The sequence below is a fragment of the Pseudomonas sp. NFACC05-1 genome, assembly GCF_900100135.1.
Classification (GTDB): domain Bacteria; phylum Pseudomonadota; class Gammaproteobacteria; order Pseudomonadales; family Pseudomonadaceae; genus Aquipseudomonas; species Aquipseudomonas fluorescens_Q.
Genome location: NZ_FMTR01000005.1, coordinates 75,918 through 94,947, shown reverse-complemented (window position 1 = coordinate 94,947; position 19,030 = coordinate 75,918). Strand labels below are relative to the sequence as shown.

At 61.5% G+C, this 19,030-nt stretch carries 20 protein-coding genes; 9 read left to right on the top strand and 11 right to left on the bottom strand.

Translation table 11 applies throughout. The annotated features are described in order from the left end of the window. Nucleotides 1-16 precede the first annotated feature (16 nt). A complete protein-coding gene (locus tag BLO97_RS10400) occupies nt 17-970 on the bottom strand; it encodes a putative 2-dehydropantoate 2-reductase (protein WP_063322320.1) in 954 nt (317 codons plus the stop codon). A gap of 267 nt (nt 971-1,237) precedes the next feature. Here BLO97_RS10400 and BLO97_RS10395 point away from each other — a divergent pair, with 267 nt between their 5' ends. Continuing rightward, nucleotides 1,238-2,314: a 3-deoxy-7-phosphoheptulonate synthase gene (locus BLO97_RS10395; protein WP_003199364.1), complete on the top strand. Its 1,077-nt coding sequence runs from the start codon at nt 1,238-1,240 to the stop codon at nt 2,312-2,314. 164 nt (nt 2,315-2,478) lie between these two features. Here BLO97_RS10395 and BLO97_RS10390 read toward each other — a convergent pair whose 3' ends face one another. Beyond that, nucleotides 2,479-2,760, bottom strand: coding sequence for a GNAT family N-acetyltransferase (locus BLO97_RS10390; protein ID WP_003199362.1), 282 nt, complete (start codon nt 2,758-2,760; stop codon nt 2,479-2,481). A 635-nt stretch (nt 2,761-3,395) separates the two neighbouring features. Here BLO97_RS10390 and oprI point away from each other — a divergent pair. Further along, a complete protein-coding gene (gene oprI / locus BLO97_RS10385; protein ID WP_003183784.1) occupies nt 3,396-3,647 on the top strand; it encodes an outer membrane lipoprotei OprI in 252 nt (83 codons plus the stop codon). Nucleotides 3,648-3,787: 140 nt separating this feature from the next. Here oprI and BLO97_RS10380 read toward each other — a convergent pair whose 3' ends face one another. From BLO97_RS10380 to BLO97_RS10370, 3 genes are all read right to left on the bottom strand, one after another. After that, a complete protein-coding gene (locus BLO97_RS10380; protein WP_063322321.1) occupies nt 3,788-4,759 on the bottom strand; it encodes a L,D-transpeptidase family protein in 972 nt (323 codons plus the stop codon). Between the two features lie 166 nt (nt 4,760-4,925). After that, the gene (locus BLO97_RS10375; RefSeq protein WP_003199347.1) at nt 4,926-5,219 is read right to left on the bottom strand and encodes a hypothetical protein; all 294 of its coding nucleotides are present in this window, start codon (nt 5,217-5,219) and stop codon (nt 4,926-4,928) included. Between the two features lie 56 nt (nt 5,220-5,275). Next, complete coding sequence (locus BLO97_RS10370) at nt 5,276-5,881, bottom strand: arylesterase (RefSeq protein ID WP_063322322.1); 606 nt, start codon at nt 5,879-5,881, stop codon at nt 5,276-5,278. Nucleotides 5,882-5,891: 10 nt separating this feature from the next. Between BLO97_RS10370 and BLO97_RS10365 the strand changes: the two genes are divergently transcribed. The 3 genes from BLO97_RS10365 to greB are packed head-to-tail and all read left to right on the top strand — an operon-like array spanning nt 5,892 to nt 9,611. Further along, nucleotides 5,892-6,575 (top strand): ABC transporter ATP-binding protein, encoded by a 684-nt coding sequence (locus BLO97_RS10365; RefSeq protein ID WP_063322323.1) that lies wholly within the window; start codon nt 5,892-5,894, stop codon nt 6,573-6,575. Further along, a complete protein-coding gene (locus BLO97_RS10360; RefSeq protein WP_092345801.1) occupies nt 6,575-9,079 on the top strand; it encodes an ABC transporter permease in 2,505 nt (834 codons plus the stop codon). The genes BLO97_RS10365 and BLO97_RS10360 overlap by 1 nt, the downstream gene beginning before the upstream one ends. 34 nt (nt 9,080-9,113) lie before the next feature. After that, nucleotides 9,114-9,611 carry a transcription elongation factor GreB gene (gene greB / locus BLO97_RS10355; RefSeq protein ID WP_092144836.1) on the top strand — a complete coding sequence of 166 codons (498 nt, stop codon included), beginning with the start codon at nt 9,114-9,116 and terminating at the stop codon, nt 9,609-9,611. A gap of 8 nt (nt 9,612-9,619) precedes the next feature. On the opposite strand, the gene BLO97_RS10350 is transcribed toward greB, so the two are convergent. The 3 genes from BLO97_RS10350 to BLO97_RS10340 form a co-directional block, all read right to left on the bottom strand. Then, nucleotides 9,620-9,928, bottom strand: a complete 309-nt coding sequence (locus BLO97_RS10350; RefSeq protein ID WP_063322325.1) for a hypothetical protein — start codon at nt 9,926-9,928, stop codon at nt 9,620-9,622. Nucleotides 9,929-10,177: 249 nt separating this feature from the next. Next, the gene (locus BLO97_RS10345) at nt 10,178-10,612 is read right to left on the bottom strand and encodes a DoxX family protein (protein ID WP_092222939.1); all 435 of its coding nucleotides are present in this window, start codon (nt 10,610-10,612) and stop codon (nt 10,178-10,180) included. A 100-nt stretch (nt 10,613-10,712) separates the two neighbouring features. Next, entirely contained in the window at nt 10,713-12,134 is a 1,422-nt protein-coding gene (locus tag BLO97_RS10340) for an MltF family protein (RefSeq protein WP_063322327.1), read from the bottom strand. 236 nt (nt 12,135-12,370) lie between these two features. Between BLO97_RS10340 and BLO97_RS10335 the strand changes: the two genes are divergently transcribed. The 3 genes from BLO97_RS10335 to BLO97_RS10325 all read left to right on the top strand — a co-directional run bounded on the left by BLO97_RS10335 (nt 12,371) and on the right by BLO97_RS10325 (nt 15,438). Then, nucleotides 12,371-13,180 carry a TatD family hydrolase gene (locus BLO97_RS10335; RefSeq protein WP_092345799.1) on the top strand — a complete coding sequence of 270 codons (810 nt, stop codon included), beginning with the start codon at nt 12,371-12,373 and terminating at the stop codon, nt 13,178-13,180. Between the two features lie 153 nt (nt 13,181-13,333). Next, complete coding sequence (locus BLO97_RS10330; RefSeq protein ID WP_072340551.1) at nt 13,334-14,815, top strand: methyl-accepting chemotaxis protein; 1,482 nt, start codon at nt 13,334-13,336, stop codon at nt 14,813-14,815. 248 nt (nt 14,816-15,063) lie between these two features. Then, a complete protein-coding gene (locus BLO97_RS10325; RefSeq protein WP_092144848.1) occupies nt 15,064-15,438 on the top strand; it encodes a terminase in 375 nt (124 codons plus the stop codon). 27 nt (nt 15,439-15,465) lie between these two features. Here BLO97_RS10325 and BLO97_RS10320 read toward each other — a convergent pair whose 3' ends face one another. From BLO97_RS10320 to BLO97_RS10310, 3 genes are all read right to left on the bottom strand, one after another. Continuing rightward, nucleotides 15,466-16,263: an acyl-CoA thioesterase gene (locus tag BLO97_RS10320; protein ID WP_092345797.1), complete on the bottom strand. Its 798-nt coding sequence runs from the start codon at nt 16,261-16,263 to the stop codon at nt 15,466-15,468. A 348-nt stretch (nt 16,264-16,611) separates the two neighbouring features. Further along, on the bottom strand, nt 16,612-17,373 hold the full coding sequence (locus BLO97_RS10315) for a CHAD domain-containing protein (RefSeq protein WP_092144852.1): 762 nt from the start codon (nt 17,371-17,373) through the stop codon (nt 16,612-16,614). 105 nt (nt 17,374-17,478) lie between these two features. Beyond that, nucleotides 17,479-17,769, bottom strand: coding sequence for a hypothetical protein (locus BLO97_RS10310; protein ID WP_057448452.1), 291 nt, complete (start codon nt 17,767-17,769; stop codon nt 17,479-17,481). A gap of 207 nt (nt 17,770-17,976) precedes the next feature. Between BLO97_RS10310 and BLO97_RS10305 the strand changes: the two genes are divergently transcribed. After that, nucleotides 17,977-19,014, top strand: a complete 1,038-nt coding sequence (locus BLO97_RS10305) for a patatin-like phospholipase family protein (protein WP_003199314.1) — start codon at nt 17,977-17,979, stop codon at nt 19,012-19,014. Nucleotides 19,015-19,030 lie beyond the last annotated feature (16 nt).

Genomic DNA, 19,030 nt, shown 5'->3' with positions numbered 1-19,030 from the left:
CTCCCCTTTCGCCCGCTCAGCGGTTATATCGGTCCACGAACGCCAACGCCTGGTACAAGGCTTCGATTTTCGGCAGCTCACATCCTGCCGCTTTCGCTGCCGCCAATGGCCGGCCGTAGATCGCGTCCAGTTCCAGCACACGCTTGTGGGAATAATCGTGGTACATGCTCGGCCAGTAATCGGGCATCTTCTCGGTCATCGTGAACAGATACTCGGCATAACCCGGCGCGATATGATGCCCGCAGGCTTGCGCACCGCGGACCACCTCCCCCATCAGTGCCTGGATCAATTCGCGGCTATGGTCGTTGGCCATCAACGGCGTGGTACTGGCGCCCAACAGGACCGAAAGCCCGTTGTACGGCACATTCCACACCAGCTTCTGCCAGCGGGCCTGTTGCAGGCCCGGCATGGCCTGGGCGTCGATACCGGCGCTGCGGAACAGCGTCGCCGCCTCTTCGACGATCACCATGCGTTGTGCCTGATCGGCGCAAGGCCCACTGTGATAACCGACGTTGACCGCGCCCAGGGCCTGGTGGGTGACGACACCAGGGCCGACGCGATGCACGCAGATCAGGCACAGGCCGCCCAACAGGTGCAACGAATCGGGCAACAAAGGGCGAAGATCGTCTTCGACATCCAGGCCGTTCTGCAGCAAAAGGACTTTTGCCCCCTCAGCGGCAGCCTGGGTAATGACCGGGGCCAGCTCGGTATTGCTGGTGGTCTTGGCGCCAACCAGCAGCCAGTCGCAGGGCGGCATGTCGGCTGCCGAGCGATACGCCTGGACGGGGTTGAGGGCCAGCGTACCGTGGACCGCGCTGTCGATCCGCAAACCGGCTTCGGCCACGGCGGCAAATTCGCTGCGCAGTAAAAAGTGCACGTCAAAACCGGCACGCGCCAGCATCACGCCGTAGAACCCACCGATCGCCCCGGTGCCGATCATCCCGATCCGCGGTTTCACGCCTGCCTGCATCTTTGCAACTCTCCTGGTAAAAGTCCCTGCACACTATCAGCGCGAGCAGCATGGCATGCAATCATCATTACATCTGCTCACGAATCTGCTGCTGAGCCATCGCCAAGGCCTTTTCCCCCGCCTATAGGGCATTAAACCCGTCCCAGCCCATTGTCGAGCCCCCTCGTAACGCGATAAGGTTCGGCTCCCCGACGCGCTTAAAATCCGCTGTGCACCGCCGCGCGGGGATCGCTGGCGGCCGGCACCCGTGACCTGACGAGTAACACGATGGCTGATTTACCGATCAACGACCTTAACGTCGCCTCCAACGAGACCCTCATCACGCCTGACCAGCTCAAGCGCGATATTCCCCTGAGCGACGCTGCCCTGCGCACCGTGACCAAGGGCCGGGAAGTCATCCGCAACATCCTGGACGGCACCGATCATCGCCTGTTCGTGGTCATCGGGCCCTGCTCGATCCATGACATCAAGGCCGCCCACGAATACGCCGAGCGCCTGAAGGTGCTGGCTGCGGAAGTCTCCGACACCTTGTACCTGGTCATGCGGGTGTATTTCGAGAAGCCCCGGACCACTGTCGGCTGGAAAGGCCTGATCAACGACCCGTACCTGGATGACTCGTTCAAGATCCAGGACGGCCTGCACATCGGTCGTCAATTGCTGCTGGACCTGGCGGAAATGGGCCTGCCCACGGCCACCGAAGCCCTGGACCCGATCTCGCCGCAATACTTGCAGGACCTGATCAGCTGGTCGGCCATCGGCGCGCGCACCACAGAATCCCAGACCCACCGCGAAATGGCCTCCGGCCTGTCGTCGGCGGTGGGCTTCAAGAACGGCACCGACGGTGGCCTCACCGTGGCGATCAACGCCTTGCAGTCGGTCTCCAGCCCACACCGTTTCCTCGGCATCAACCAGGAAGGCGGCGTGTCGATCGTCACCACCAAGGGCAACGCCTATGGTCACGTGGTACTGCGCGGCGGCAACGGCAAGCCGAACTACGATTCGGTCAGCGTCGCGCTGTGTGAGCAGGCGCTGAACAAAGCCAAGATCAAGCCGAACATCATGGTCGACTGCAGCCACGCCAACTCCAACAAGGACCCGGCACTGCAGCCGCTGGTGATGGAGAACGTGGCCAACCAGATCCTGGAAGGCAACCAGTCGATTATCGGCCTGATGGTCGAAAGCCACTTGAATTGGGGCTGCCAAGCCATCCCGAAAGACCTCGCCGACTTGCAGTACGGCGTCTCCATCACCGATGCCTGCATCGACTGGAGCGCCACCGAGAACACCCTGCGCAGCATGCATGCCAAGCTCAAGGATGTTCTGCCGAAGCGTCAGCGCGGTTAAAAAACATCGCAGCCTCGTTTCACTCGACAGCTCCTACACAGCTCCTGCACATGTTTGGAGCGGGGATGTAGGAGTTGGCGAAGCCTGCGATCCTTTACTTTCCTCAAGGCATAAAAAAACGCCGTGCTCTTCAGCCCGGCGTTTTTTATTGGGAATCCTTTTTCTCAGAGTTTCGCCGCGTGCCGCTGGTGACGCTCCATGTAGCGCTCCACGTAGGAGCAGGATGGGATCACCGTGTAGCCCATTTCTTCGGCGTACTGCAGCGCACTTTCGGTCAACGCCGCCGCGATGCCCCGGCCGCGCAAGGCGTTGGGCACGAAGGTGCGATAGATATCCAGGGTCTGCTTGCCCAGGTCCATATAGGTCAGATAAGCACGATGACCGTCCACGTTGGTCTCGAACTGATGACCAGCCTGGTCATGGTGGATGGTAACCGCCTCGCTCATCACTACTCCTCGCGGGTCTGAATGCCGACCCCTACCTTACCGATGTTTTTCCGGCGAAGGAACATCTACGCCACCCCGTGCCTTCCTGGTCACCGAGCGCCAAAATCGATCCGCTCAAACCCGAGCACGTCGTGAATAGTAGGCACCAATGACGCAAATGCTCAAGGCACGCCTGTCATCGAAGGGGTAAACCTTGTCGGGTTTATCGATTGAGCGCCATCGTCGCGCTGTAGTCGGTCACGGTGCAATAGCTGAACATCGCCAGTTGTTGAGTCTTGAGACGAGCGCGCGTAGTTAAAGTCACCGCCAATACCAATAAAGATGCCTGGGGCATTGCACAAAAAATGTACAAAAGTGTAGGTGAATCAATAAACAACGACGTTAGCGAGGGCTGCTAGAGTTCTCCGCCGCCACGGAACTTTTTTTCGTCGACGTGCTCCAGCCAAGGGCTTTGGGCTGTATATTTTTTAAACACCCCTTAGAAAAGTTGCTCGAAAAAGAATCACCGCCTACAATTTTTTTGCTTCTTGCGCTACGTCAGTTTACTTACTACAAGTAATGGGTAGTATGTACGCCGGCTAACTCCTCAGTCTGGGGAGACAGTCACTAATAGAATGTCCTTGAAGGGGAACACGATGAACAACGTTCTGAAATTCTCTGCTCTGGCCCTGGCCGCAGTTCTGGCTACCGGTTGCAGCAGCGCATCGAAAGAAACCGAAGCACGTCTGACTGCTACCGAAGACGCAGCAGCTCGCTCCCAGGCTCGTGCAGACGAAGCTTACCGTAAAGCTGATGAAGCTCTGGCTGCTGCTCAAAAAGCACAACAGACTGCTGACGAAGCTAACGAGCGTGCTCTGCGCATGCTGGAAAAAGCTAGCCGCAAGTAATAGTCCCCCGGGATTGTTATCGAGCCGACCCATTTTTGGGTCGGCTTTTTTTTGGATTCGAGAGCGGCTGCCCGGTGTTTTCCCAAGCAATAAAAAACCCGCCGACATCGCGAAACGTCGGCGGGTTGTTGTCGAGTCCTTTATTGCTGCAAGTCGATCGGCGCGCTCGTGACCATCGGTGCCGAGGTATTCGGAACAGCGATTTCCACCGGCATGCCATCTTCGGCCGCCACCACGTCCCGCACCACGTCCCAGTTCATGCGCAAGTTGCTGGTGATGTCTTCACGCTTGAGCATCGCGTTGATCACTGAGGTGTGCTTGTCCACCACCGAAGGGTTGCCCTTGTCGTCCAACGGTGTGTGAGCCTCCAAGTACACCTTGCCACCGCTCAACCCCAGCTTGTAGGGGTCGTTGATGATCCGCACCGATGTGCCCACCGGCACCATGCCGGCCATTTCCAGCACGTTATTGTTGAACATGCGGAAGCAGCCGTGGCTAGTGCGCATGCCGATGCCGAACTTCTTGTTCGAACCATGGATCAGGTAGCCCGGGGTGCCCAGGGTGAACTTGAAGGGCCCCAGCGGGTTATCAGGGCCGGCGGGCACGACGTTCGGCAGCGGGTCGCCGTCGGCGGCGTGTTCGGCCTTGATCGATGCCGGCGGGGTCCAGGTCGGGTTCGGCGTCTTGGCGATGATGCTGGTGTGGGCGATCGGCGATCCCCAGCCCTCACGCCCGATCCCCAGCGGGAAGGTGTAGACCACGTTCCGCCCCTTGGGGAAATAGTAGAGACGGTACTCGGCAAGGTTGATCACGATGCCTTCGCGCGGGCCCGGCGGCAGGATGAAACGGGTCGGCAGCACGATCTCGGTGCCTGCGCCCGGCAACCAGGGATCGACCCCCGGGTTGGCGGCGACCATCTCGCTGTAGCCCAGGTCATAGGTGGTGCCCAGGTCGGCAAAGGTGTCTTCGTATTTGGCCTTGATAACCTGCACCTGGCCCACGATGTCTTCACCCGGTGGTGGCAGAGGCAGCTCCAGGGCGGCAACGTGGCCCGCCATACACAGGGCGGCAAGAGACAGGCAGCGGGCGACGGCAGGCAAGCGCGGCAACATCCGGGAAATCCTTCGCAGATCGAACAAGGGGTTATGAAACATGCGATTGTACACTGCCACCTGTTATTTCGGGGAGAGCGGCAATCAAGCGTCCGATGCACAGCATTTTGTTCGGCATTCACCCCGCGCCCTGTGGGAGCCGCGGGTCATGGCACGCGCGAAGAGATTACAACTCGAACCGCAGCTCCGGCCAGATCGGCGATGTGCCGCGCTTCTGGGACTCCAGGATCGCCCGGCACAACGAGCACAGGCGATGATCCTGGAAAATCTTGCGATCGACGCTCGACCAGCGCGGTTGGGCCGGCAGCAGGCTGCCGCAGAGAGTCCGATCGGCCGAGCCACCGAGTTCCAACTGCCGGGTCACCAGGTGCACCCGCACTTCCTGGCAGGCGAACAGATCCAGCTGCTCGTCAGGCTCGATCAGTTGGTAGGCAAACAGGGACCAGGCGGGACGCGGCATCGGGGGCTCCAAATCGGGGGCGCCACATTAGCCGAAAGCCCGCCGGTAGAAAAGCGTCAAAGCAGCGGTTTCAGTGTCGGCCACACATTTTCCAGCAACTTGCCCTGGGCCGCGACGGACGGGTGCAATCCGTCGCCTTGCATCATGGTCGGGATGCCACCGACGTCCTTGAGAAAAAACGGCACCAGGGGGACTTTTTTCTCCTCGGCCAGGGTGCTGTAGACCCGGGCAAAGGCTTCGGTGTAGCGCCGTCCGTAATTGGGTGGCAGTTGCATACCCAGCAAAAGCACCTGGGCACCGCTGGCGCGAGCGCTGTCGATCATCGCTGCAAGGTTTTGTTGCAATTGTGTTGGCGGTTGACCGCGCAAGCCATCGTTGCCGCCCAGCTCCAGGATCACCAGGTCCGGCTTATGGGCTGCAAGCAGCGCCGGCAGCCGCGCCTGGCCTCCGGCGCTGGTGTCGCCACTGATGGAGGCATTGACCACTTTATCGTCAAAACCCTCGGCCTTGAGCCGTTGTTCGAGCAACGACACCCACCCTTGCCGGGTATCCAGGCCGAAAGCCGCGCTGATACTATCGCCAACGATCAGGACTGTACCCGCCGCTGCGTTCTGGGCCATGCACATCAAGGCCAGGCCGGCACTCAAAAACCACACACGCATCGGATTCTCCATGGGCTCAAGCATTCTCACCGCGACGGACCTTAGCAAAGTGGTCTCCAGCGCGGAAGGTGAACTGACCATCCTGCACGAACTCAGCCTGGAACTGAACAAAGGCGATAGCCTGGCCATCGTCGGCGCGTCCGGTTCCGGCAAATCCACCCTCCTGGGCCTGCTGGCCGGCCTCGACCTGCCCAGCAGCGGCGAGGTGACGCTCGCCGGCCGGGCCCTCAGCACTCTGGATGAAGACCAGCGTGCGCGGATCCGCGCCGAGCACGTCGGTTTCGTCTTCCAGTCGTTCCAGTTGCTCGACAGCCTCAATGCACTGGAAAACGTCATGCTGCCGCTGGAACTGGACGGGCGCAAGGATGCCCGCGAACGCGCCACGCAACTGTTGCAGCGCGTCGGCCTGGGCCAGCGCCTGACTCACTCGCCGCGCCAGCTCTCCGGCGGCGAACAGCAACGCGTGGCGATTGCCCGCGCCTTTGCCGCCGAACCCGACGTGCTGTTTGCCGACGAACCCACCGGCAACCTCGACAGCCACACCGGCGAGCGCATCAGCGACCTGCTGTTCGAATTGAACAAGGAACGCGGCACGACCCTGGTGCTGGTGACCCATGATGAACGCCTGGCCCATCGCTGCCGGCGCCTGATCCGACTTGAAGCCGGCGAGATGGTCGCCCCTCTGGAGCCTTGATGGCACGCTTGCCGCTGTTGCGCCTGTTCAGTCTCGCTGTCCGTCAATTGCTTCGCGATGCCCGCGCCGGTGAGTTGCGGGTGTTGTTCTTCGCCCTGCTGGTGGCGGTGGCGGCCAGTACCGCCATCGGTTACTTCGGTGCCCGCCTCAACGGCGCGATGATGATGCGCGCCACCGAATTCCTCGGTGCCGACCTGTTGCTCGAAGGCAGTTCCCCCGCCCGCCCGGAGCAGATCCGCAACGGCACCGACCTGGGGCTGGAACACGCCCGGGTCGTGGAGTTCTCCAGTGTCGTGGCCACCGACAATGGCATCCAGCTGTCCAGCGTCAAGGCGGCCGATGACCGCTACCCATTGCGCGGCGAACTGAAAAGCAGCCCCGCCCCGTTCGCGCCGGAAGAAACCGGTGGACGGCCGAACCCTGGCGAGGCCTGGGTCGAAGCACGGTTGCTGACGGCACTGGACCTGAAGATCGGCGACAGCATCGACGTTGGCAACCAAACCCTGCGGTTGGCCCGAGTGCTGACCTATGAACCGGATCGCGCCGGCAATTTCTACAGCCTCACCCCGCGAGTGCTGATCAACCTCAAAGACCTGGAGGCCACCGGCGTGGTCCAGCCGGGCAGCCGTGTCAGCTATCGCGACCTGTGGCGCGGCCCGGCATCGGCGCTGCAAACCTACCGCGACCTGGTCAAGCCTGGCCTTGAAGCCAACCAGCGCCTGCAGGATGCCCGCGACGGCAACCGGCAGATCGGTGGTGCCCTAGGCAAGGCCGAGCGCTACCTGAACATGGCCAGCCTGGTGGCCGTATTGCTGTCCGGAGTCGCCGTCGCGCTCTCGGCCAACCGCTTTGCCACCCGACGTTTCGATGCCAGTGCACTGCTGCGTTGCCTGGGCCTGTCACGCCGGGAAACCATGGTGCTGTTCAGCCTGCAATTGACGGTGCTGGGCCTGCTCGCCAGCATCAGTGGCGCCCTGCTCGGCTGGATCGCCCAACTGGGCCTGTTCGCCCTGCTGCACGACCTGCTGCCCACCACCGTTCCGCCGGGTGGCCTGCTGCCAGCAGTCGCCGGGATCGGCACCGGGCTGGTGGCCCTGGCGGGGTTCGCCCTGCCGCCATTGGCTGCACTGGGCCGGGTACCACCGTTGCGGGTGCTGCGCCGGGATATGCTGCCGATCCCCTCCAGCTCCTGGGTGATCTACGGTGCCGCGCTGGGTGCCCTGGGCCTGATCATGTGGCGCCTGAGCCTGGACCTGGTCCTCACCTTCGCACTGCTGGGCGGTGGCGTCGTTGCCGCCCTGGTGCTCGGCGGCTTGTTGTTGCTGCTGCTCCAGAGCCTGCGTCGCCTGCTGGCCCGCGCTTCCCTGCCCTGGCGGCTGGGCCTCGGCCAATTGCTGCGCCATCCCTTGGCCGCCGCCGGTCAGGCCTTGGCGTTCGGCCTGATCCTGTTGTCCATGGCGTTGATCGCGTTGTTGCGCGGTGAATTGCTGGACACCTGGCAAAACCAGTTGCCGAAAAACGCGCCGAACTATTTCGCCCTGAATATCCTGCCCAACGACAAACAGGCCTTCACCGACAAACTGCTGGAATTGTCCGCACAATCTGCCCCGCTCTACCCCGTGGTCCCCGGTCGCCTCATCAGCATCAATGGCGAGCCGGCCACGGAGTTCGTCACCAAGGACTCGGCGGGTGACCGGGCGCTGCAACGTGACCTGAGCCTGACCTGGGCTGCCGACCTGCCGGCGGGCAACGTTGTCACCGCAGGGACCTGGTGGCCGCAGCAGCCACCGGACGATATCCCGGGGGTTTCGGTGGAAGGCAAAGTGGCCGAGAACCTCAAGATCAAGCTGGGCGACCGCCTGGTATTCAGCGTGGGCGGCGTCAATCGTGAAGCGAAGGTCACCAGCCTGAGGGAGATCAACTGGGACAATTTCCAGCCCAACTTCTTCATGATCTTCCAGCCCGGCACATTGAAGGATCTGCCAGCGACTTATCTCACCAGTTTCTACCTGGCATCGGGCCACGACCAACAGATCGTCGACCTGTCCCGGGCCTTTCCGGCGGTGACGATCCTGCAAGTCGAGGCCCTGCTCGAGCAACTGCGCAGCATCCTGGCCCAAGTGACCCTGGCGGTGGAGTATGTGTTGCTGTTCGTGCTGGCAGCGGGGATGGCGGTGCTGTTTTCCGGCCTGCAGGCGACCCTCGACGAGCGCATACGCCAAGGCGCGCTATTGCGCGCACTGGGCGCCGAACGGCCCCTGCTGGTCAAGGCCCGGCGCATCGAGTTCGGCCTGCTGGGCGCGGTCAGTGGCCTGCTCGCGGCCCTGGGGTCGGAGCTGGTGAGCCTGGTGCTTTACCGGTACGCCTTCGACCTGCCCTGGCATCCGCATCCTTGGCTGTTGGTATTGCCGCTGCTGGGGGCCTTGTTGATCGGTGCGGCCGGTGTATTCGGCACCCGTCGAGCGCTCAATGCCAGCCCGCTGACAGTATTGCGCGAGGGTTGATAGACTCCCGGTTTCGCTATTACAAGAAGTTGCCATGAGCCGTTATCGCCCACCCCGCACTGCCGGCACCGCGCTGATCACCCCCGAGGGTGAAGCGCGGATGCGCGCTGAATTCCATGAGCTGTGGCATGTGCGCCGTCCACAGGTGACCCAGGCGGTCAGCGAGGCGGCGGCCCAGGGTGATCGTTCGGAAAACGCCGAATACACCTATGGCAAGAAAATGCTACGGGAAATCGACAGTCGCGTGCGCTTCCTCACCAAGCGCCTTGAAGCGCTCAAAGTGGTCAGTGAAAAACCCAGCGATCCGAACAAGGTGTATTTCGGCGCCTGGGTGACGGTCGAAGATGAGGACGGCAAGGAATCACGCTATCGCATCGTCGGCCCGGACGAGCTGGACCTGAAACAGAACCTGATCAGTATCGACTCACCGTTGGCACGAGCCCTGATCGGCAAGGCCCTGGATGCCGAGGTCAGCGTCCAGACGCCTACCGGCGAAAAACGGGTCTACATCGTGGACATCTCGTATCCGTAATCCTCGCCTCAGCGGCGCGTGATCAATCCCTGCCGGGCGACACGGGTCAACTGCCGGATCATTTGAGGAGCGTCCGCCGCACTGGGGGACTGGATGACGGCCAGGTCGAAACTGTCATTGGCGAACCGCGCCAGTGACTCGCCGTCTTCGACAAACTGGATCAGGAAAGCTGCGGGCCCATGGTTACGACGCGGCCAGCCGTCGAGATAGCGCAAGAGCGTTGGCTGGTGAGTGCCGCCCAGGAGAATTTTCGGGTTGCGTTGCACAAGGTTCGCCGTGATCGGCGCAAGACGTACTAGGGGGCTGGGTGCGTTCATCGTGTCGTGTCTCTGCCTCAAAAGTCTGCATGGCAGGTGAGAGGCAACACCGAACCAGCGCTTTAGCGGTATTTCGAAGCCTTGTCTTCGGCTTCTATCGGCGACTGGGTTGAGTCACCTGGCGCCCCGCAAGTAGCTGTTTAAATCGGCGCATGAGCGGCATCCTAGAGAAGCTGACTGGCCAGTGTCAAGAATCACTTCCCATAAAAAAGGCCCGTACAAGACGGGCCTCGAATTCAAATCGTGCAATCAACCCGCAATGGCGCGATCGACCGACAGCTTGCCCGCGCCTTCGATCAGCACGGCAATACTGCCCGCCAGCAACGCCAAGGCAAACTCATAACCGTTGTTGGCCATGAACAAGCCGTTACCGATGTGCACGGCGAAAATCGCCACCAGCGACAGGAAGGCCAGGCCCAGTGCAGCAGGACGCGCCAGCAGGCCGATGATCAGCGCCAGCCCGGCAAAAAACTCGGTACCGCCTGCCAGTGTCGCCATCACGTAGCCCGGGGTCAGGCCGATGCTTTCCATCCACTGCGCCGTGCCTGCAAGGCCGTAGCCACCGAACAGGCCGAAGAGTTTCTGCGAGCCGTGGGCAGCGAATATGACACCAACGGCGATGCGCAGGACAGTCAGGCCGTAGCCAGCGCGGGTAGACAAGACTTTATTGATCAACGAGCTCATGCGGGTTCATCCCTAGGTGTGTGGTTGTTGGTCGCCATATTAATCAAATAAACTTGTACAAAAAGCGCAAAAAATACGAGATACAAATCGAATTTATCGATTATTTTCGCTGGGCGACCTTTTGATCTCCAGGTTCCAGCGACTCTCGTTCACGATCAAACGCCAAATAGTACTTATTGACACTATTAACGTAGCTGACGGCGCCCATTCCCACCTGCTCCATGGCAATGCGTTCGACCTGGAAAAACCACTGGTTGGGGTTCAGTCCACGCCGTCGGGCCTCGGCTCGCATACCTTGGACGCGCTCGGGGCCCATGTTGTAAGCGGCCAGGACGAAGGCCATGCGTTCGCGCTCGTTGAGCTTGGGGCTGGCAAAGAACTTGCGGCGGATGAGGGCCAGGTACTTGGCGCCAGCCTGCACATTGGCGTCCAGGTTCTGGATGTTATCGACGCCGACCCGCTGAGCCGCCGAGGGGGTGATCTGCATCAGGCCGGTGGGGCCTGTGCCGCTGCGGGCGTTAGGTTGCAGGGCTGATTCCTTGAAGGCCAGGGCCGCCAGGTTGAGCCAGTCCATGCCTTGGGCATCGGCATGTTTTTGCAGCACCGGGCGCAGTTTTTCCAGACGCTGGCGATCAGCCCGGGCCAGCGGATAGTGGACCTGGTACAAACGCCGGTAGATACGCAGGAATGCCGCGTCCTCGTTGGCGGGCACCTTGTAGGTCGCCAGGAAGCGGTCGATGCTCGCCCGCAGCATGGCGGCGTCACGGCGAACGAACCAATACTCGTCACTCGGCTCGCCGATCAGCACCTGCCGGTCGAAGCGCAACTTGGGCAGGATCTTGCTCCAGCGCTCGGCGATGGGCTGCTCGACGATGGTCAAATGGAAAATCCCACCCTGGACCATTTCCAGGACATCCTCTACAGCCAAGGTGGGATCGACCCATTCGACCTTCACCGGCGGCAGTTTGAGCAGCGCCAGTTTCTGGTTGATCTGGCTCACCGAGTCTCCCGCAGCGCTGCCGTTGGGCAGGGCCAGGGTCTTGCCGGAAAGTTGCTCCACACGGGTGTAGCGCTTCTCGCCCTTGATACCCACCAGCAGCAACGGCACGTCGGTACGAATCGGATCGCTGGCGCTGACCGCATGGCCGGCCTGCAGTTCGAGCAACTCACCCGGTGCTACCAGATCGCCCTCCCCGCGCTGTAAAGCGCCGAGCAGTTGGTCCTTGGCCATGGGGATGATCTTGAGGGTGATTTCCTGGCCATCCCGCGCGTGGCCGTTGAGGTATTGCTCGAAGGCTCGCAACCGATGGTATTCGACGCCAATGGGTTGGCCCTGGACTTCACCGGAGCTGTTGCGGCTCTGATTGACCAAAACCTTCAACACACGGCTGCTGCGGATTTGCGCCAGGTCGCGCACCGTGCCCGGCGCCACCGCCTGCACCGGCCCGGGCAGCCGCGCCTCGGCCGGCATTGGCAACAACAGCGAACAACACAACAGTAGCAATACCTGGGGACGTGTCATCCACTCTCCGGAAGGAATACTGCGGACCGCCTCCCTTGAAAAACGAGGCTGAGTCGACAGAAACAGAGCGCCTGGGGCGCTGAAAAAGTGCGGAAGACCGGCACAGTGATGGCTTTTATACCAACCCGATGTGTCTCGCGGCCTTAACAGACAGCCTCAACTCGTTGTAGTTCTTGGCTTTTCTTATAAATCTACAGCTCTGATATGCTTTCCAGCCTTTGGGCCGAGGTAGCACCATGCAACTCATCGATATCGGCGTCAACCTGACCAACCCCAGTTTCGCCGACAAACATCAGGCGGTGCTCGAGCGCGCCTATGAATCCGGGGTCTGCCAACTGGTCTTGACCGGCACCAGTATCGAGGGCAGCGAACAGGCTCTGGAGCTGTGCCAACGCCTCGACGAAACGGGCGAGCGGCTGTTTTCCACCGCCGGCATTCACCCCCACAGCGCCAGCGACTGGACCGCCGACAGCGCCCGACACCTCAAGGATCTGCTGATGCACAGCCGCGTGCGCGCGGTGGGCGAATGCGGGCTGGATTTCAACCGAGACTTCTCCCCCCGGCCACAACAGGAAAAGGTCCTGGAAGAACACCTCGCCTTGGCGATCCAATTGCAATTGCCGGTGTTCCTGCATGAGCGCGATGCCGATCAGCGCTTGCTGGACATCCTCCGGGATTTTCGCGATCAGTTGCCGGCAGCCGTGGTGCATTGCTTTACCGGTGAAAAGAAGGCGTTGTTCAGCTATCTCGACCTGGACCTGCACATCGGCATCACTGGCTGGATCTGTGACGAACGCCGGGGCACGCACCTGCACCCGTTGGTGCGCGAAATTCCCCGCGGTCGACTGATGCTCGAAAGCGACGCGCCGTACCTGCTGCCCCGCACGCTGCGGCCCAAACCCAAGAATGGCCGCAACGAACCGGCCTACCTGACGGAGGTCCTGCGTGAAGTAGCCTTGCACCGGGGCGAAACCCAGGAAGACCTGGCAGCCCACAGCACCGCCTGCGCCCGGGCGTTCTTTGGGTTGCCGGCCATCTCCGAATAACACACATCCCCTGTGGGAGCTGGTTACTATTGGCCCACATCAAGACCCAGGGACTTCGTTGCCTGTTGACCCACATCAAAATCCCGTCACCTGAGTAGCGGCAGAATAATGGCACCTTGCCAATGCTGTTTCCGCTATCAGAGAAGACCTTCCATGGGTGCCTGGCTTAGCAATATCTCGCTGAAATACAAATTCTGGGCGGTCAATGCGGTCGCCTTTGTCACCACCTTGCTGCTGGTGCTCTACGCGGTGCACCTCGAACAGCAGGCGCGTAACCACGCGGCCCAGGCGAACGCCCAGGCCCAGGCGCACCTGCTGGATGCCTGGCCTGCCGGAACGCCCTTGCCCAAGGTCGACTATCTCCTGGCATTCCCGCGCGACCAGGTCCCCGTTCTCAACGAACAACCGTTGCCTTCGCTGGCCCAGGCCAACGGCTGGGTCGAACTCGATACCGCGCTGCTGTTTGGCGACGACCCGCTGCTGGGCGCCCAAGTGATCCATCGAGGTGAAAGCCAACGACTCGCCGTGTTGGCCCAAGGTGTGAGCCTGAGCCAAGTGTTCAGTGAACGCTTCAGTCAATACGCAGCAGCCGTGTTCGTGTTGATGCTGGCGATGCTCGGCGCTTCGCAGTTGTTGATCCGTTTTTTGCTCAGCCAGCTCAACACACTCAAAGACGTGATGCTGCACGTGGAAAAAACCGGCGACCTGTCCGCCCGCGTGCCCCTGGCCTGCGAGGACGAAGTGGGCCAGATGGCGGCGGCGTTCAACGCCATGCAGGCCGGTTATCAACGGGTGGTCGACACCGTTGCCAGCACCGCCCGGCAGTTGGACAGTGGTGCCGCGCGCCTGGCGTCGAGCATGAACGATGTTCGCCACGGCATGCTCGGCCAGCAAAGCGAAACCGATCAGGCAGCCACGGCGATCAACGAAATGTCCGCCACGGTTTATCACATCGCCCAGCATGCCGGCGCCACCCGCGACCTGTCGAAAACCGCCGACACCCTGGCCGGCAACGGTCACGACGTGGTCGCCCGGGTGCAACAGTCGATCACCGGGTTGTCTTCGGGTGTGCAGCAGACCGCCGAAATGATCCAGCGCCTGGCCGAAGACAGCCAGAAAATCAACGGCGTGGTCAGTGTGATCCACAGCATCGCCGAACAAACCAATCTGCTGGCCCTGAACGCGGCCATCGAAGCGGCGCGGGCCGGAGAAATGGGCCGAGGCTTTGCCGTGGTGGCCGACGAGGTGCGCAACCTGGCCAAGCGGGTACAGACCTCCACGGATGAAATCACCACCATGGTTTCGGCCCTGCAGGCCGGGACCCGAGACGCGGTGGACTTCATGCAGGAGAGCTCGCTCAAGGCCGACGATTGCGTGCAACAGGCCCGCGAGGCCGGCGATGCGTTGGCACAGATCACCGCAGCGGTGGCGCAAATGCGCGAGAGCAACACCCAGATCGCTGTCGCGGCCGAACAGCAAAGCCATGTCGCCGAGGAAATGAACCGGGCGGTGGTGAGTATTCGCGACGTGACCGAGAACACCGTGCGCCAAACCGTCGACTCAGCCACCACCAGCCATGAACTGGCGACGTTGGCGGGCGAGTTGAGCAAGGCGATCGGGCAGCTCAAACTGTAGAACGCCGGCTTGCCCGACTCCCTTGTGGTGAAGGGATTCCCTCTGTGGGAGCAAGGCTTGCCCGCGATGGGTGCGATGCGGTCCTTGGTGAACCGAGGCGCCTGCATCGCGGGCAAGCCTTTCCCCCACCCCCGTCACAACAGCAAAACTGTATGGCCACCTATCGCCTCGATAGCCAACCGCCATTCGCCGCCCCGGTCGCACGGACCTATCCTTGGGTTATTCGGTTTCGTTCAAGGAATAGCATCATGGGCAAACGTCACCCCAATCTTCCAGCCTGGCAATGGCGCGCCTACCCAGACAATCATCGCCACCCCACCAACCTGGTGTTGCACCTGATTGCCGTGCCGCTGTTCATCATCGCTTTTCTGCTGATTGTGTCGGGGGTGTTCAGCTTGAGCCTGGGCGATGTCGCCATCGGCATCATCGGTCTGCTCGCGGCACTCGGCTTGCAACGTCACGGACACAGCCTGGAGACCCAGGCCTCCGAGCCGTTCAGCGATCGCAAGGATGCCGTGTCACGCCTGCTGGTGGAACAGTTCCTGACTTTTCCGCGGTTCTTTCTCAGCGGTGGCTGGTGGCGCGCCTGGCGGGAGCGCCACCGTCACAACCGCAAGCCTTGACCGAAGCAAATCTTGATCGGAGCAGCCTTAGCCAAAGATCGTGACCGTCTGCCGACTCAGGGCGATCAAGCGGCCATCGGCGCTCCAGAACTTCGCGGCGACATGGCCGTAACCGTCTTGGGCATGCTCGATCTCGGCCAGGTACTTGCACCAGTCCAGTGTCGTGAGGTCCAGCAGCGGCTGGACGAACTCGATGGTCCACGTGAGCGTGCTGCCCGGGGCCATTTGCGAAAGGTGCGGCAACAAGGCCGGCGGCCAGGCGTCCACCAAGGCCAGGATATGACTTTCGTTCAGCGGCTCCTCCTGCACATCACCGCGCAAGCGCACCCAGCCGCCCATGCTCCGGGATTTATTGCCGCTGAACGGCAAGCCGCCAACACTCCAGCGCATTGCCAGGTGACGCATGAATTCCGGCGTAGCGCCTTTGACATAAGGCAGTTCCTGGCATTGCTCCACGCTTTTGAATTCTGGCGCGGGATCGGCCTGCACCGCCACCACGGATGAGCGCGATGCGCCGAAACTGCCTTGCACCACGGTCACCACCTGGCCGTTCTGCACCGCGCGCCCCAGCACCTGGCTCACTGCCTTGCCTTCACGCAATACGTCGACTTCGAAACTGACAGGCACATCGGGTTCGACCGGGCCGACAAAGGTGATCGCCAGCGAGCGCACCGGGCGATCCGCCGGCACTTGGGCACGCATCGCCTCATATTGCAGCGCCGCCACCAACCCGCCAAAACTGGCCCGCCCCTGGCCCCATTCAGGCGCGATGCTCACCGCACCTGGCTGCCGGCGCACGGCATCGATCAAATCGGAAAAGCGCATGACGACCTCGAAAACAGGGAAAAGGATGAAGGGATCTTAACCAGCCCGGGCTGGCGGCACAGGGCTCATTCCGGCCAAAGAGACTGACAGAAAAGCCGAGGATCTTGAATTTCCCCTGTGGGAGCGTAATGGTGTTCACTTAAGGCAATCAACAAACCCGTGGCAAGGGAGCTTGCTCCCGCTGGGCTGCGAAGCGGCCCCTGAATCTGCCAAATGCGCAGCATCAGACACACCGCACCCGCCGGTTTACGACTGCTTCGCAGCCGAGCGGGAGCAAGCTCCCTCGCCACAGGTGCATCATTTTCTTAAGTGAACAGCATTACCGCTGGGAGCGGGGATGTGCTGGGTTCAGGATTTTTCGAAGCAACTGGCAATCAGCTTGTCGAGCACCTTGTCGGACTTGGCCTCGGCCTTTTCCATGGCAGCGTGCCAGGTTGGCACACAAGCGTGCAGATCGGTTTCTTCCTTGGCCCTGGCCAGCCACTGCCAGCAATCGTGCCAGTCGCCCAGTGCGGCCTGGGCGGATTTGAGCCGGGGCAGGGCCGCTTCGGGCAGTCGGTCGAGTTCAGGGTAGGCTTCGATGGCGTAGCGCACGCGCTTGATCAGCAGGCGCAATCGATGGCGGTCATGGGCCGGATCGCGCAGGGCTTCGCCGAGTTTCTTCCACTGTTTTTCCAAGCGCTTTTCGATGCGTTTGCGCAAACCCTTCAGCAACCCCTCGCGCTGGGAGGCACGAATGAAGCGCGGGAAGGCATCGAGGATCATCAGCAACTGCGCCAGTTCAACACTCGCGGCCACGGCGGGGTAAGCCTCGGCCATTTGCACCTGGCGTCGCCGCGCCGCCTCGGCCTGGCCATGCTGCTCCAGGTAGGCGGCCAACACTTCCCGGTCGCGCAATGGCGTGGTCAGGCTGCCGACCGCCGAAGCAGCCGTTTCCAGCTGTTCGACGCCGGGCAAACCACGCAATGGACGAAGCAGGCTGCGCAAACGGCGTACCGTGGTCCGCAAGTCATGCAGCGCTTCGCTGTCGGTATGGGCATTCAAGCGGGCCTGACAGGCCAACAGGCGGACTTCCAGGCCCAGTATCCGGGCCACCAGCCGATCGATCATGGGGCGTACTCCGTACGCAGCTCCAAGCGTCGAGCTGCAAGCTTCAAGAGAGGAGCGGTGTGCGCCCTTCACTTGTAGCTTGCAGCTCATGGCTTGTCGCTGCCGTTATCGTCCTGCGCGGGACTCACGAATGTAGAAACGCGCCTTCTCGGCTTTCTTGGCGCAGCCTTCGAACGCTTCGAATTGCTGCTGGGTCTTGGCGCCCGTCAGCAGGGACAGGGCCTTGGAGTAGCTGACGGTGCCGGCAAAACCTTCGGCCTTGGCCAGGTCCAGTTCACGCCAGGCGCTGTCGAGCTGGCTGCCACAACTGTCGCGGTAAGCGGTTTTGCCTGCGCAACCGGCCAGGGCCAAAACCATCAAAGAAGCCACCAAGGGCAGGCGGATCCGAGCTTTCATCAATAACACCTCAAGTCAGGTCAACAGTCGTGCTATTAAGACGGTGGCAACGGCGAAAAGTGCCTTGCTTGACCGCGTAAATTCAAATGTGGCCGAGCATACGCAAATGCCGTCACGGCGTGTCAAAAAACGACGCGTGCGCCACAACGATTGAGCCAAGTCGTCGATGGGTGCATTGTTGAAATCTGTTCGACAAGAGGCCGGGTCATGACAAAACGTGTCGCATTGGTATTGGGTTCGGGTGGCGCCCGGGGCTATGCCCATATCGGGGTGATCGAAGAAATCGAACGACGTGGCTACGACATTGCCTGCATCGCCGGTTGTTCCATGGGCGCGGTCGTGGGTGGGATCTATGCGGCGGGCAAGCTTGAGGAGTACCGCAACTGGATTGAAAGCCTGGATTATCTGGACGTCCTGCGCCTGGTAGACGTCAGTTTTCGCCTGGGGGCGATCCGTGGCGAAAAGGTCTTCGGACAGATCCGCAAGATCGTCGGCGAAATCAACATTGAACAATTGCGTATCCCCTACACCGCCGTCGCGACCGACCTGACCAACCAGCAGGAAATCTGGTTCCAGGAAGGTTGCCTGCATCAGGCAATGCGCGCCTCGGCGGCGATTCCCAGCCTGTTCACGCCCGTGATGCAAGGCAACCGCATGTTGGTGGATGGCGGCCTGCTCAACCCATTGCCGATCGTGCCGGTGGTATCGAGCCACTGCGACCTGATCATCGCGGTCAACCTCAACGCCACCAACCAGAAACAATATCGGTTACCGGTGATCCCGCGCCCCGCCGCGTTCCGGCGGCGCTTCGACACCCTGGTCAGCTCCCTGGGATCGCGCCTGCCGTTTCGCCGCAAGCAGGCCGAGCAGCTGTTGCTGCTGGAGCAGGAAGCCTTGAAGGCCGAAGCCGCTGACATCAACCCGTGGATCGACTCGGCCGAGCCCGAAGGCCAACAACCGGCCGCCGCGCCAGAGAACGAAGGCGCACCGAAATCCGCCACCGGTTCGTTCATCATCGACAACGTCGGCCCGGCCTCGTTGCTGGACTTGATCAACCAGAGCTTCGAAGTGATGCAGACCTCGCTGGCCCAGTACAAGATCGCCGGCTACCCGCCGGACGTGCTGATCAACGTGCCGAAACGGGTGTGCCGGTTCTTCGAGTTCTACAAGGCACCGGAGTTGATCGCACTGGGGCGGGAGATTGCCAGCGATACTTTGGATCGGTATGAGAGTGACCAGAACTGAGCACGATCGCTGAGCC

Bases quoted from the DNA above. Each gene is read 5' to 3' on its own strand.
- BLO97_RS10400 (WP_063322320.1), bottom strand. From the start codon at position 970: ATGCAGGCAGGCGTGAAACCGCGGATCGGGATGATCGGCACCGGGGCG.
- BLO97_RS10395 (WP_003199364.1), top strand. From the start codon at position 1,238: ATGGCTGATTTACCGATCAACGACCTTAACGTCGCCTCCAACGAGACC.
- BLO97_RS10390 (WP_003199362.1), bottom strand. From the start codon at position 2,760: ATGAGCGAGGCGGTTACCATCCACCATGACCAGGCTGGTCATCAGTTC.
- oprI (WP_003183784.1), top strand. From the start codon at position 3,396: ATGAACAACGTTCTGAAATTCTCTGCTCTGGCCCTGGCCGCAGTTCTG.
- BLO97_RS10380 (WP_063322321.1), bottom strand. From the start codon at position 4,759: ATGTTGCCGCGCTTGCCTGCCGTCGCCCGCTGCCTGTCTCTTGCCGCC.
- BLO97_RS10375 (WP_003199347.1), bottom strand. From the start codon at position 5,219: ATGCCGCGTCCCGCCTGGTCCCTGTTTGCCTACCAACTGATCGAGCCT.
- BLO97_RS10370 (WP_063322322.1), bottom strand. From the start codon at position 5,881: ATGCGTGTGTGGTTTTTGAGTGCCGGCCTGGCCTTGATGTGCATGGCC.
- BLO97_RS10365 (WP_063322323.1), top strand. From the start codon at position 5,892: ATGGGCTCAAGCATTCTCACCGCGACGGACCTTAGCAAAGTGGTCTCC.
- BLO97_RS10360 (WP_092345801.1), top strand. From the start codon at position 6,575: ATGGCACGCTTGCCGCTGTTGCGCCTGTTCAGTCTCGCTGTCCGTCAA.
- greB (WP_092144836.1), top strand. From the start codon at position 9,114: ATGAGCCGTTATCGCCCACCCCGCACTGCCGGCACCGCGCTGATCACC.
- BLO97_RS10350 (WP_063322325.1), bottom strand. From the start codon at position 9,928: ATGAACGCACCCAGCCCCCTAGTACGTCTTGCGCCGATCACGGCGAAC.
- BLO97_RS10345 (WP_092222939.1), bottom strand. From the start codon at position 10,612: ATGAGCTCGTTGATCAATAAAGTCTTGTCTACCCGCGCTGGCTACGGC.
- BLO97_RS10340 (WP_063322327.1), bottom strand. From the start codon at position 12,134: ATGACACGTCCCCAGGTATTGCTACTGTTGTGTTGTTCGCTGTTGTTG.
- BLO97_RS10335 (WP_092345799.1), top strand. From the start codon at position 12,371: ATGCAACTCATCGATATCGGCGTCAACCTGACCAACCCCAGTTTCGCC.
- BLO97_RS10330 (WP_072340551.1), top strand. From the start codon at position 13,334: ATGGGTGCCTGGCTTAGCAATATCTCGCTGAAATACAAATTCTGGGCG.
- BLO97_RS10325 (WP_092144848.1), top strand. From the start codon at position 15,064: ATGGGCAAACGTCACCCCAATCTTCCAGCCTGGCAATGGCGCGCCTAC.
- BLO97_RS10320 (WP_092345797.1), bottom strand. From the start codon at position 16,263: ATGCGCTTTTCCGATTTGATCGATGCCGTGCGCCGGCAGCCAGGTGCG.
- BLO97_RS10315 (WP_092144852.1), bottom strand. From the start codon at position 17,373: ATGATCGATCGGCTGGTGGCCCGGATACTGGGCCTGGAAGTCCGCCTG.
- BLO97_RS10310 (WP_057448452.1), bottom strand. From the start codon at position 17,769: ATGAAAGCTCGGATCCGCCTGCCCTTGGTGGCTTCTTTGATGGTTTTG.
- BLO97_RS10305 (WP_003199314.1), top strand. From the start codon at position 17,977: ATGACAAAACGTGTCGCATTGGTATTGGGTTCGGGTGGCGCCCGGGGC.